General features: G+C 35.5%; 13 protein-coding genes and 1 pseudogene. 2 read left to right on the top strand and 12 right to left on the bottom strand.

Annotated elements, in window-relative coordinates:
• Positions 1 to 186 precede the first annotated feature (186 nt).
• The 9 genes and pseudogenes from GYM76_RS09490 to iscR all read right to left on the bottom strand — a co-directional run bounded on the left by GYM76_RS09490 (position 187) and on the right by iscR (position 7,595).
• Positions 187 to 1,122: a pseudouridine-5'-phosphate glycosidase gene (locus GYM76_RS09490; protein WP_220225312.1), complete on the bottom strand. Its 936-nt coding sequence runs from the start codon at positions 1,120 to 1,122 to the stop codon at positions 187 to 189.
• Positions 1,119 to 2,188: pseudogene (locus GYM76_RS11150) on the bottom strand (PfkB family carbohydrate kinase). Before GYM76_RS11150 ends, GYM76_RS09490 begins: the two are co-directional and overlap by 4 nt.
• A 190-nt stretch (positions 2,189 to 2,378) precedes the next feature.
• A complete protein-coding gene (fdx, locus tag GYM76_RS09505) occupies positions 2,379 to 2,717 on the bottom strand; it encodes an ISC system 2Fe-2S type ferredoxin (RefSeq protein ID WP_065562946.1) in 339 nt (112 codons plus the stop codon).
• A gap of 14 nt (positions 2,718 to 2,731) precedes the next feature.
• Complete coding sequence (gene hscA / locus GYM76_RS09510) at positions 2,732 to 4,591, bottom strand: Fe-S protein assembly chaperone HscA (RefSeq protein ID WP_220225314.1); 1,860 nt, start codon at positions 4,589 to 4,591, stop codon at positions 2,732 to 2,734.
• 38 nt (positions 4,592 to 4,629) lie between these two features.
• On the bottom strand, positions 4,630 to 5,148 hold the full coding sequence (gene hscB, locus GYM76_RS09515) for a Fe-S protein assembly co-chaperone HscB (protein WP_065562948.1): 519 nt from the start codon (positions 5,146 to 5,148) through the stop codon (positions 4,630 to 4,632).
• A gap of 14 nt (positions 5,149 to 5,162) precedes the next feature.
• Positions 5,163 to 5,486, bottom strand: a complete 324-nt coding sequence (gene iscA, locus GYM76_RS09520) for an iron-sulfur cluster assembly protein IscA (RefSeq protein WP_065562949.1) — start codon at positions 5,484 to 5,486, stop codon at positions 5,163 to 5,165.
• Positions 5,486 to 5,872 (bottom strand): Fe-S cluster assembly scaffold IscU, encoded by a 387-nt coding sequence (gene iscU, locus GYM76_RS09525; RefSeq protein WP_065562950.1) that lies wholly within the window; start codon positions 5,870 to 5,872, stop codon positions 5,486 to 5,488. The genes iscA and iscU overlap by 1 nt, the downstream gene beginning before the upstream one ends.
• 15 nt (positions 5,873 to 5,887) lie before the next feature.
• Positions 5,888 to 7,102 carry an IscS subfamily cysteine desulfurase gene (locus GYM76_RS09530; RefSeq protein WP_065734977.1) on the bottom strand — a complete coding sequence of 405 codons (1,215 nt, stop codon included), beginning with the start codon at positions 7,100 to 7,102 and terminating at the stop codon, positions 5,888 to 5,890.
• Between the two features lie 37 nt (positions 7,103 to 7,139).
• Positions 7,140 to 7,595 (bottom strand): Fe-S cluster assembly transcriptional regulator IscR, encoded by a 456-nt coding sequence (gene iscR / locus GYM76_RS09535; RefSeq protein WP_065562952.1) that lies wholly within the window; start codon positions 7,593 to 7,595, stop codon positions 7,140 to 7,142.
• A 163-nt stretch (positions 7,596 to 7,758) separates the two neighbouring features.
• Here iscR and sltY point away from each other — a divergent pair, with 163 nt between their 5' ends.
• On the top strand, positions 7,759 to 9,687 hold the full coding sequence (sltY, locus tag GYM76_RS09540) for a murein transglycosylase (protein WP_220225315.1): 1,929 nt from the start codon (positions 7,759 to 7,761) through the stop codon (positions 9,685 to 9,687).
• Between the two features lie 11 nt (positions 9,688 to 9,698).
• Positions 9,699 to 9,989, top strand: coding sequence for a trp operon repressor (gene trpR, locus GYM76_RS09545; protein WP_218058433.1), 291 nt, complete (start codon positions 9,699 to 9,701; stop codon positions 9,987 to 9,989).
• Between the two features lie 32 nt (positions 9,990 to 10,021).
• On the opposite strand, the gene robA is transcribed toward trpR, so the two are convergent.
• From robA to GYM76_RS09560, 3 genes are all read right to left on the bottom strand, one after another.
• The gene (gene robA, locus GYM76_RS09550) at positions 10,022 to 10,945 is read right to left on the bottom strand and encodes an MDR efflux pump AcrAB transcriptional activator RobA (RefSeq protein ID WP_065562955.1); all 924 of its coding nucleotides are present in this window, start codon (positions 10,943 to 10,945) and stop codon (positions 10,022 to 10,024) included.
• Between the two features lie 85 nt (positions 10,946 to 11,030).
• The gene (gene nfuA, locus GYM76_RS09555) at positions 11,031 to 11,609 is read right to left on the bottom strand and encodes a Fe-S biogenesis protein NfuA (RefSeq protein WP_220226217.1); all 579 of its coding nucleotides are present in this window, start codon (positions 11,607 to 11,609) and stop codon (positions 11,031 to 11,033) included.
• Positions 11,610 to 11,711: 102 nt separating this feature from the next.
• Positions 11,712 to 12,383, bottom strand: coding sequence for a phosphoribosyltransferase family protein (locus GYM76_RS09560; RefSeq protein WP_176713969.1), 672 nt, complete (start codon positions 12,381 to 12,383; stop codon positions 11,712 to 11,714).
• Positions 12,384 to 12,552: the final 169 nt, after the last annotated feature.

The following is a 12,552-nucleotide window of genomic DNA, read 5'->3' on the forward strand; positions in this document are numbered from 1 at the left end:
AATAAACAAAGTGGCGGGATTATACCCCGTTAGTTAATCAACATCAAGTATTAATTATCATACAGATAGAGAAAATATGATCATTAATAGCTATCAAAAAAGTTGAGGAACGGGGTTTTTGGGCATATTTATGTCGCTATCAGTCACTCAAGTCTGACTATCAAAATGCGCCTCAATACATCATTTTTATTTAATATTGCAATAACTCATCGCGATTTCAGATGCTAATTTTGCATTATTAAAAACAAGATTGATATTTGCTTCTAAGCTATCACCACCAGTTAACTCAACCACCTTCGCTAACAAGAATGGGGTAGTCTCTTTACCTTTAATTCCTTGCTCAACTGATTCTTTTAATGCTTTTTCAATTGCTGCCGTAATTAACGCTTCATCCATTGCATATTGTGTCGGGATAGGATTTGCAACCACAACTCCACCATTTAAACCTAAATCCCATTTTACTTTAATCATGTCAGCAATCTGTTTAGCGCTATCTAGTTTTACGCTAACATCAAACGGACTAGTTCGGCTAAAGAACGATGGCAGTTTTTCTGTTTGATAACCAACCACAGGTACACCAAATGTTTCAAGATATTCCATTGTTAAACCTAAATCTAAAATTGATTTCGCCCCAGCACAGACTACCGCAACATTAGTATTAGCGAGTTCTTGAAGGTCGGCTGAAATATCAAAGGTATGCTCAGCACCTCGATGAACACCACCAAGCCCGCCGGTTGCAAAAACTCGAATACCAGCTAATTCAGCAATAATCATTGTAGCTGCAACCGTTGTCGCGCCATTTTGTTTATTGGCAACAACAACAGGTAAATCACGACGACTCACTTTTGTTACATTTAACCCTTCTTTACCAAGAATGGTGATCTCTTCTTTGGATAATCCCGCTTTTAAACGACCATTAATTACCGCAATCGTTGCAGGAATTGCGCCATTTTTTCTGACTATTTCTTCCACTTTTAATGCTGTTTCCACATTTTGTGGATAAGGCATACCATGTGAAATAATAGTAGATTCTAAAGCAACGACTGGTTGATTATTTTCAAGCGCTTGTTTGACTTCAGGCGAAATATCAAGATATTGATTATACTTAGACATATTGTTCATGAAAGGGACTCCAAAATATTTTGAACACAATTAATTGATAAATTAGGATTATTAGTAAATTCTGATGATAATGTTAATGATGAACAGGCTTGACCAAATTTCACACTTTGATAAAAACTCAGTCCATCCAAATAACCTTGAACAAGCCCAGCCAGCATCGCATCACCAGCACCAGTTACGCTGACAATGTCGGTAGTAATTGGCGCGGACCAACCACGATCACCATCGATTTCACTATAGTAAACGCCATCAGCTCCAGCACTAATGGCAATTCGCTGAACACCTTGCTGATGGAACCAGTCAACTACTTTAGGAGTATCATCATTGGTTTCGATTTTTATTCCACTTAAAATTTCGGCCTCTAAACGATTTGGTTTTAAGGTATGAATATATGATAACCAATCTTTGATTTTATAGGATTTAAATGCTGAAACAGTATCAACAAAAATCGGAATAGAGCCAGCATTACTAAACAGCCATGTCAGAGCTTCTTGTTGCAAATTACAGTCAATAACCAGTAATTTAGCATGTTGAATTAACTGTTTTGATTCATTTAATAAGCTTGGGTTAACTTATTAATAATATCCATATCATTAACAGCTATCACCATTTCACCTGACTCATCAAGTAAAGAAAGATAGGTTGAAGTACGATCTCCTTTTACCACGTGGCAATGATCCATATTAACGCCGGATTTTCGAGTATGTTCGATAAGTTGCGCACCATAAAAATCATCACCTATCATTGAAATAAGGTATGTATCAAGCCCTAATAACGCTAAATTTTCAGCAATATTTCGCCCTACACCACCAGGTGTGCAACGAATTTTACCGGGATTAGAATCTCCATAAACTAATTGCTTATCTGAATAACCAGTCACATCCATATTACATGAACCAACGACAACAACATGATTATTTTCAGATAAAAGATACCCTTTTCCTTTTATATAGCCTTTTTGAGTCAGCGTCATAATATAACCTGCCACACTAGAACGGGTAATGCCTAACATACCAGCAATAACATGCTGTTGAATGAAAGGATTATTGCGAATAATTGTGAGGATCTATTTTTCTCTTTTATTCATAAACACCTGTCTATTTTTAAACACATGTTTATTTTTTGACAATAGCAGAATTATGAAAAGGTTAAAAGCAAACAAATAAACTAGATTGATAAAATGTGATAACTATCACAATTAAAAAAGTTGAGGAACGGGGTTTTTAAGGAAATCACGTCGCCATAAAGGCGACTAATTAATGATCTTCTTTGGCGTGATTTAAGCTATATCTTGGAATTTCGACTTCAAGGTCTTCGTCGGTCACTCGAGCTTGACAACTTAAACGGCTATGAGGCTCAACGCCCCAAGCTTTATCGAGCATGTCATCTTCTTGTTCATCACTCTCTTCAAGTGAATCAAATCCTTTTCGAACTATACAGTGGCAAGTTGAACAAGCACAAGACATCTCACAAGCATGTTCAATTTCAATGTCATTGCGCAAAGCAACTTCTAAAATAGATTCGCCTTCTTCTGCCTCAACAGTTTTTCCTTCAGGACAAAGATCAGCATTTGGTAAAAAGGTAATTTTTGGCATAATAATCTCATTGGTTAAATATCATCAACGCTATGCCCGGTTAAGGCATGGCGTATTGATCTATTCATGCGTTTTGCTGCAAAAGTTTGCGTTGCATTATCAACATGTTTAATTTCTTGCTCAATCAAATAATAATCATCAGATCCAGTCGCTTGCTGTAATTGATTTTTAGCCTGTAATATGAGGTTAAGTTCCTCTTCATCTAATAAATCGGCATCTTTATCTAAAGCACTTTGCAATGTTTCAAGAACTCGTGCTGCTTCCACTTTCTGCTCTGCAAGCATTCTTATTTGTTTATCTTGATTTGCATAATTGATTGAATCTTGAATCATGGTCGCAATTTCATTTTCTGTCAGTCCATAAGATGGTTTAACTTGAATTGCAGCCTCAACTCCTGTCGATTTTTCCATTGCAGTGACACTTAATAGGCCATCAGCGTCAACTTGAAAAGTAACTCGAATATGAGCTCCACCTGCTGGCATAGGAGGAATGCCCCTTAAAGTAAATTTTGCTAATGATCGACAATCATTAACACTTTCTCGTTCACCTTGTAAAACATGAATCATCATAGCCGTTTGGCCATCTTTAAATGTGGTAAATTCTTGTGCTCTCGCACACGGTATTGTGCTATTACGAGGGATGATTTTTTCTACTAAATCGCCCATCGTTTCAATACCTAATGATAAAGGAATCACGTCAAGCAATAACATATCCGAATCAGGCTTATTGCCAACCAGTATATCCGCCTGTATTGCTGCACCAATGGCAACAACTTTATCTGGATCTATTGAAGTTAAAGGTTCGGTTTCAAAATATTGACCAACCAATTGTCTTACTAATGGCACTCGTGTTGAACCACCGACCATCACAACTTCACTAACTTCTTCAACATTAATTTGAGCATCTTTTAATGCTCGACGACAAACCGCCAACGTTCGTTTGACTAAAGGTTCAATTAGCGTTTCAAATTGCTCACGCGTTATAGTTAAAGATTGACCTTCTATGTTGACTAAAACAGAATCTTTCTGGCTTAGTGCAATTTTGACTTTAACCGCTTCATCAATAATTTTTTGGTTGATATGGGGATCAGTGTTATTTTCTAAACCGACTTGTCTTTTTAAATAATCTGCAAGTAGTCGGTCAAAATCATCACCGCCAAGCGCAGAATCGCCCCCCGTTGCTAAAACTTCAAATACCCCTCTATGTAAGCGCAAGATAGAAATATCAAACGTACCACCACCTAAATCATAAACTGCAATCACCCCTTCTTTGCCTGAATCTAAACCATAAGCAATCGCGGCAGCGGTTGGTTCATTCAATAATCTTAAAACATGCAGTCCAGCTAATTTAGCTGCATCTTTAGTTGCTTGTCTTTGCGCATCATCAAAATAAGCCGGTACGGTTATTACCGCCCCATCAATTTCACTTGCTAAACTCTGCTTAGCACGTTCAGCTAAAGCAATCAAAATTTCAGATGAAACTTGTACAGGATTAACTTGTTGATTAGGTAAATTTAATAAAGGAACACCATTATCAGTTTGGGAAAACGTATAAGGAAAACGCGAAATATCAATATCAGATAAACTTCTTCCCATTAAACGTTTTATAGAACTAACAGTATTTAATGGATCACTTGCCGCATTAGTTTTAGCATTTTTTCCGACAGTTATAATAGTATTATCATCATGATCAACACCATAATGCACAACTGAAGGCAATAAGGCATCGCCTTCTAAATCAGGCAATACTTCGGATTGTCCGCTACGAACTGTTGCGACTAAGGAATTAGTTGTTCCAAGATCGATACCAATTGCTACACGACGCTGGTGAGGTTCTGGTGTTTGCCCTGGTTCACTAATCTGTAATAATACCATTTGATCTATCTCTAATTGATGTGTGACTTAATCTTAAATTATAAAGCAAATTGCTTTTCTTGTAACTTTTCGATTTGTTCAATCAACCTAGCCAGATAACGGATTTTATAGATTTGATTAAGTGCGGTTTGCCAATCTTGTTTCGAAATATAATCCAATAATTGCTGATAGACTTGTTTTTTTCGTTCTGAAATTTCCGAATAAAAATTATCTAAAAGATCAAGATTATTTTGGCTTTCAATATCATCCAATTTTTCTCGCAAACTGAATTGTTCCATTAAAAAATCAGCATCGTGAATAATATTCTGTTCTGTAGCGACATCAAATCCCTGCAAAGATAACAAATATTCAGCCGCTTTTATCGGATTTTTTAATGTTTGATAGCCATCATTAATCATTGCCGACTTCTGAATAATTGCCACTTTTTCATTATCAGCTACCTGAGCGAAATTATCAGGATGATATTGCCGTTGTAACTGTTGATAGTTGACCGTTAACTGGCCATTATCAATTGGCAATTTAATCGGTAATTGAAATAATTCAAAATAATTAGTCAAAATTCATGTCCCAACTAAACATTAAAGCTTTCGCCACAACCGCATTCATTCTTAGAATTAGGATTATTGAATTTAAAGCCTTCGTTTAGGCCTTCTTTGACAAAATCAAGCTCTGTTCCATCAATATAAACTAAGCTCTTTTTATCAACGATAACTTTGATATCTTTATCTTCAAATACACTATCATCGTCATTAATAGCATCAGCAAATTCTAGGACATAAGCCATACCTGAGCAACCAGAGGTTCTCACTCCTAATCTGAGTCCAACCCCTTTACCTCTATTAGCTAAGAAAGCTTGAACTCGATTGGCTGCACTATTAGTTAATGTGATTGCCATCAACGTTGTCCTTTTTTGGATTTATAATCATCAATTGCCGCTTTAATTGCGTCTTCGGCTAAAATTGAACAGTGAATTTTAACTGGTGGCAAGGCAAGTTCTTTAGCGATATCTGTGTTTTTAATCGCTTCAGCTTCATCTAACGATTTACCTTTGATCCATTCAGTCACTAATGAACTTGAAGCAATGGCGCTACCACAACCATAAGTTTTGAATTTAGCATCTTCAATAATACCATCATCATTAACTTTGATTTGTAATCGCATTACATCGCCACACGCTGGGGCACCAACCATTCCACTACCGACATTAGGATCATTTTGATCGAAAGAGCCAACATTGCGGGGATTTTCATAATGATCGACGACTTTATCACTGTATGCCATAATTTGCTCCTAATTTTAATGGGCTGACCATTTAATTTTTGTTAGATCAACACCATCTTTAAACATTTCCCAAAGTGGAGAAAGATCCCTTAATTTACCGATAGAATCTTTAATTAACTTAATAACATAATCCACTTCTTCTTCGGTACTAAATCGCCCAAGTGAGAATCGAATTGAGCTATGTGCAAGTTCATCGTTAAGTCCTAATGCTCGCAATACATAAGATGGTTCTAAACTTGCAGATGTACATGCAGAACCTGATGATACTGCTAAGTCTTTTAAAGCCATCATAAGTGATTCACCTTCAATATAAGCAAAGCTTACATTTAAGATATTAGGAACACTATGTTCTAATGAACCATTAAGGTAGACTTCTTCGATATCTTTTAAACCATTCCATAAACGGTTTTTTAATGCCAAAAGGCGGGGCATTTCTGTAGCCATTTCTTCTTTGGCTATGCGATAAGCTTCGCCCATACCAACAATTTGATGAACTGGTAATGTACCAGAGCGCATACCGCGTTCATGACCTCCACCATGCATTTGAGCTTCAATGCGCACACGAGGTTTACGTCTAACATAAAGCCCACCAATCCCTTTTGGCCCATAGATTTTATGTCCAGAAAATGACATAAGATCGACTTTTAATTTAGACAGATCAATTGGCAACTTACCAACACTTTGGGTTGCATCAACATGAAACACAATACCTCTTTCACGACACATCTCACCAATTTTTTCGATATCTTGAATAACGCCAGTTTCATTATTAACGTGCATAATAGATACCACTGTTGTATCACTACGCATTGCCGCAGCTAATTTATCAAGGTTAAGTATACCATCTGATTCTGGCGCTAAATAAGTAACTTCATAACCTTCTCGTTCTAATTGACGACAAGTATCAAGTACGGCTTTATGTTCAGTTTTACAGGTAATAATGTGTTTACCTTTAGCTTGATTGAAATGTGCTGCACCTTTAATGGCTAAGTTATCTGCTTCTGTCGCTCCTGATGTAAAAACAATTTCTCGTGAATCTGCACCAATTAAATCAGCAATTTGGTTACGTGCTATGTCAACAGCTTCTTCTGCTTGCCAACCAAATTTATGAGAACGTGAAGCGGGATTTCCAAAAACACCATCCGGTGTTAAATACTGCATCATTTTTTCAGCTACTCTTGGATCAACAGGCGTAGTGGCTGCATAATCCATATAAATAGGTAATTTCATTAATTACTCCCAATTACAAATTCTGTATTCTATTTCTTTAATTAATTCTGGCGTGATGGAGATGACTTTGTCGATTTGCGACAGCTCTTACTTCTTGATTATTCACTAGTTCGCTTAACGTGATGCTGGTCAAAAAATCGTTTATTCGTTCACTTAAATCATTCCATAAACTATGAGTAAGGCATCTTACACCTTTTTGACATCCAGTATGCCCATGGCATTTGGTTGCATGAACAGTTTCGTCTACTGCTTTAACAATCGAACTAATCGCAATTTGATCCATACTACGGCCAAGTACATAACCACCGCCAGGACCTCTTACACTTGAGACTAGACCATTTTTACGCAACCTAGAAAAAAGTTGTTCTAAATAAGATAGTGAAATTTCCTGACGTTCTGAAATATCAGCAAGTGATACAGGGCCGGAACCAGAATGCAGCGCTACATCTAACATAGCTGTAACCGCATAACGCCCTTTTGATGTCAATTTCATTAATCATTCCTCTATATTTAATAATAAATATTTTATATATCCTTTAATTTTAGTCAAGTATTTAGTTGACTATTTTAGTGGGAATTAAGTTATCAGTTCATCATCGACGAAATATAACCAAATATGCTAATCTAATAGGCTGATTTGATACTGGAGTTAAGGAATGAATTTAGTAATACGTTGGTGTTTAATATCAAGCACTTTATTGGCAAACAGTCTATTTGTAGAAGCATCACAACATGAGTTGCGCCAAAATTATCAAAGATGGCAAAACACCTATCAATCATTAAACTATGATGAGCAACAAGCATTACTAAAACAATTAAATAATTACTCACTTTATCCTTATGCGGCTGTGCAGTTTTTTCAAAAAAATATCAAAACAGTACCACCACAACTCGTCAGTAGTTTTGTAAAAAAATATGATGACTTTCCATTAACTTCATCATTAACTCAAGCTTATTTGAATGAACTATCAAATCGTAAAGATTGGAATGCCATAGTCTCTTTTCCTAAAGACAATTCAATTAGCTCTAATTGTCGATATCAATATGCAAAATTACAAAAAAATAATGACAAATCGGTTTTAGATAGTGTCGAATCGCTATGGTTAACGGGGAAAGAATTACCTTCAGCGTGTGATCCATTGTTGGATGCATGGTCAAAAAGTGGAAAACGTACATCAAATCTTATTTTATCTCGTATTGAGCTTGCATTTGAAAGCAATAATTTAAAACTCGCTCGTCATTTAACCAACTTATTAGATGACAATAATCAAACAAATTATTTATTGGCCGTGCTTGATAATCCAAGAAAACTTGACGAATTTTCCAAAAACATTAAAACCAGCACATTTACCAAAAAAATAGTCTTAGCATCTTACCCTCGTTTGGTCAAAGCCGACAAAAATCTTGCGGCAGCATTGTTACCACAACTGATAAAAAAACAGAATCTAACTGATGAGGAACAAAATAGATTACAAAGTAGCTTAGCAAATAGCTATTTTAGTGATTCAGTAACAACAGAACAGAGCAAATGGCGAGATAATTACCTAACTAAAAGCCATGATACTGCATTAGTTGAAAAACGTATTCGCATGGCTATTGATGCAAATAACTACAAAGATATTGCTCATTGGATAAAACAGTTAAAACCAGAAGACCAATTAAAAGAAGAATGGCAATACTGGCAAGCCAGAGTATTACTTAAAAATAAGAAAACCAATGAAGCCAAAAATATTTTAAAAACATTGAGCAACAACCGAGGTTTTTATGGAATGATCAGTGCTCAAGCACTTAATCAACCATATATAATCAACAATTTATCTAAAAAACTGCCAACAACAGAAGTAAATTCTTTAAAAGCCAAATATGATCAAAAACCATTTGCCATTCGAATCAAAGAGCTAAGGTTTTTAGGTATGCTAGCGGAATCAAAACAAGAATGGCGTTATATACTTAAAGCAAAAGAAAATGAATATCTCGATTTAGCTCAATATGCTTACCACAAGGGCTGGGGAGATCTTAGTATTCAAGCAACAATATCTGGAAAATTATGGGATAATTGGACAGAACGATTACCTATCATGTACAAAAAGCTATATAATGAAGCTTTAAAAGATAAAGCTATTCCGCTATCTTACGCTTTAGCCATCACGCGTCAAGAAAGTGCTTTTGATGCAGCAATACAGTCTCCTGTCGGAGCAAGTGGCTTAATGCAATTAATGCCAGCAACAGCAAAAGAAACGGCCAAAAAAGTCACCAACATTAGCTATAATTCACCAAACCAATTATTTGAGCCTATGACTAATGTACAATTAGGCACTTATTTTCTAAACAGCGTTTATTTACAAAATGATAACAACCGTATTTTATCTTCAGCAGCCTATAATGCAGGTCCAAGCCGAGTAAAAAAATGGTTGAATAATAGCAACGGAAAGCTTGATGCAGTCGAATTTATTGAAAGTATTCCTTTCAATGAAACACGAAATTATGTCAAAAGTGTATTAGTATATGATTATATTTATCAGCACATTTTAGGGGAACAAACCCCACATATACTGACAAAAAAAGAATTTAATAGACAATACTAATGGTGCATTACATGAAAACTAAAGAATGGAACCAAACGGTTGAAATATTACACCAAGCATTTAATAACGGTTATTCATTAGATATTTTAAAACTACTGATGACATCTGATGAACGTGATGCTTTAATTACACGAGTCAAAATTGTACGCTCATTACTTGATGGATCAATTAATCAGCGCCAGCTTAAAGATCAATTGAAAATCGGTATTGCAACAGTCACCAGAGGTTCAAACAGTTTAAAAGAAGCAACACCTGAATTTAAAGCATGGCTAGAAAAGATTTTATTGAACTCTAATGACTAAAAACTATCGTCAATATTCATGACGATAGCATGTTATAACGATAGGTTTGATTGAATATTGACTTCTTCATCCGCCACAACAGGGACACAATAATCACATTCCATGCTAAGGATATCTTCAAAACATTTTACAGAATCATCATGGTGATTATGATGGATTTCAATTAAACAGCTTGAACTACGCAATCGCACTTTTAAGGCTGGCATCGCCGCTAAATGGACTTGAGAAATAAAATCACTAAAATTTTCTGGTGGACCGATATATTTAAAACAAAGATATAAACCACCTTCACTAACAAAAGGCTCAATATGCTCCAAATTGTTATTGTGATCTAAAGCAATGGTATATAAAAGTTCTTGCTCATTAGCATTATCTTTACTTTTTAAAATACGACTAAAAGCAAAGATTTTGTCGGGTAAACATTCACTCTTGTTCTCATAATGAGACAGATAATTATGAAAAAACTGCGATCTTAATTTATTTTCTTCATCTAAAATTTGGCTCAAATTACAGTTATTCTTATATGAAATTCCCCAAAATGTTTGCTTTGGCATATTAACAAATTTAGGTTCAGGTAAAGAGAGTCGATTTTTATTTAATTCAATAGCCGGGGTTAAGCCAGTAGGATCCCAAAATTCACCTCGTCGATAGCTGGCTGGTGTTTCATTAAATTGCTTTTTAAAAGATCGGGTAAAAGTTTGTTGTGAGTCAAAACGATATTGCATAGCAATATCTAAAATAGGTTTGCTTGTCATTCGCAAAGATAATGCCGCATAAGTTAATCTGCGGTGACGAATATAAGTACCGAGCACTTGACCGGTTACTTCTTTAAACATCCGTTGTAAATGCCACTTTGAATAACCTGATTTTTGGGCTACATTATCAATAGATAAGGGCTGCTCCAAATTTTTTTCAATCCAAACGATAAGATCTGAAATAATACTAACTTGATTCATAAAACCCCATCATAAAGTGAATTGGCAGACATCATGCGATTATGACTTAATCCCAGCAATAAGCAAGATTTAAATCGAAAAATTTTTAACAATAAGAATGGCTTCCCGCTTGATGTTCAGTAATATCTTTAACGCCTGCTAATTCAGGGAATTCCGCAAGCAATTGCTTTTCAATACCCTCTTTTAAAGTAAAATCAACCATTGAACAACCATTACAACCACCACCAAATTGCAATATAGCATAATTATCTTCAGTCAATTCCACTAAGCTAACATGGCCACCATGACTAGCTAATTGCGGATTAACCTGAGATTGAATAACATAATTAACGCGCTCAATTAATGGGGCATCATCCGCAACCTTTTTCATTTTTGAATTTGGCGCTTTTAAAGTTAACTGTGAACCTAATTCATCTGTCACATAATCAATCACGGTTTCTTCTAAAAAAGGTGCACTAATTTCATCGATATAAACAGAAAAACCTGCTTGTTGTTCTTCTTCGATATCACCATCTTCAACAGTATCTGCCGGACAATAGGAAACCCCACATTCAGCAGATGGCGTGCCAGGATTAATAACAAAAACCCGAATTTGAGTACCATCAGGCTGATTAGCAAGCAATTTTTTAAAATGTTGTTGAGCTGATTCAGAAATGGTAATAATAGACATAATCCCTCACTTTGACACGATTGACATTGATAATCCTCAACATCATCGATAATAGTTGACTTACTCTCTTGGTTATTATAGGGGGTGTTTTGGATTTTACAAGACGGTCCGACACAAACAAACTACCTGCACATAAGCGGCACCACTCTCTTTTAATTGCTGGCTAATAACATTTATCGTATTACCGGTAGTAACAATATCATCAATAAGCATTACCGATTGATTGGTTAAATCAGAGTGACATCGAAAAAGTGTTTCTACATTACTCATTCTTTGCTTAAGCGATAGGTTCTTCTGATCGCGAGCTGCAAATTTTCGCGACAATAGGTAAGGCTTAAATTCTCGATTTAACCATCTAGCTATTGGCTTAGCCAATAATGCCGCTTGATTAAAACCTCTAGACCAATAACGAAAATGGTGTAAAGGGACACAAGTCACAATGTCAGGTTTAGCAAGGCCATCACTTAATCGACGTTGATACCAGGCTAAAAACATTAACCTAGCTAATGCGTTGGTTAATTCGATTTTATTATGAAATTTTAAATGTTGAATTAATTTTTTTAATGGATCGATATAGCCTGTTACAGCCACCATTTCATCCCAATAAGGTCTTTTCTCTCGGCATCGATAACATTCATTTGTTGATAATGAGTGAGGAAGGCAGCATTGATGACAAACTTTATTAAGCTTCGGTAAGTTTTCTATACATTGACTGCAAATTCCATGGTGAGATAGCACCAAAGGCATATTACATAAAATACATCGCATCATCATTCAGAAAAAAGTTGAGGAACGGGGTTTTTGAGCTAATTAATGGATTAAAAATAGTCATAAAGAAGAATATCAATTTAATAATATTCTGGATTATAGTGAATATAAGTCATTTTTTACTGGTTTAGAAAAATATTGCGATTTACCACACAAAATTTTAATTGAT

Origin of the sequence: Gilliamella sp. ESL0443, assembly GCF_019469165.1 — a bacterium.
In the GTDB taxonomy this organism is placed as follows: domain Bacteria; phylum Pseudomonadota; class Gammaproteobacteria; order Enterobacterales; family Orbaceae; genus Gilliamella; species Gilliamella apicola_E.

Excerpts from the sequence above, each read along its gene's own strand:
- fdx (WP_065562946.1), bottom strand. The coding sequence starts at position 2,717 with ATGCCAAAAATTACCTTTTTACCAAATGCTGATCTTTGTCCTGAAGGA.
- robA (WP_065562955.1), bottom strand. The coding sequence starts at position 10,945 with ATGAATCAAGTTAGTATTATTTCAGATCTTATCGTTTGGATTGAAAAA.
- sltY (WP_220225315.1), top strand. The coding sequence starts at position 7,759 with ATGAATTTAGTAATACGTTGGTGTTTAATATCAAGCACTTTATTGGCA.
- iscU (WP_065562950.1), bottom strand. The coding sequence starts at position 5,872 with ATGGCATACAGTGATAAAGTCGTCGATCATTATGAAAATCCCCGCAAT.
- GYM76_RS09530 (WP_065734977.1), bottom strand. The coding sequence starts at position 7,102 with ATGAAATTACCTATTTATATGGATTATGCAGCCACTACGCCTGTTGAT.
- trpR (WP_218058433.1), top strand. The coding sequence starts at position 9,699 with ATGAAAACTAAAGAATGGAACCAAACGGTTGAAATATTACACCAAGCA.
- GYM76_RS09490 (WP_220225312.1), bottom strand. The coding sequence starts at position 1,122 with ATGAACAATATGTCTAAGTATAATCAATATCTTGATATTTCGCCTGAA.
- hscA (WP_220225314.1), bottom strand. The coding sequence starts at position 4,591 with ATGGTATTATTACAGATTAGTGAACCAGGGCAAACACCAGAACCTCAC.
- GYM76_RS09560 (WP_176713969.1), bottom strand. The coding sequence starts at position 12,383 with ATGCGATGTATTTTATGTAATATGCCTTTGGTGCTATCTCACCATGGA.
- iscA (WP_065562949.1), bottom strand. The coding sequence starts at position 5,486 with ATGGCAATCACATTAACTAATAGTGCAGCCAATCGAGTTCAAGCTTTC.
- iscR (WP_065562952.1), bottom strand. The coding sequence starts at position 7,595 with ATGAAATTGACATCAAAAGGGCGTTATGCGGTTACAGCTATGTTAGAT.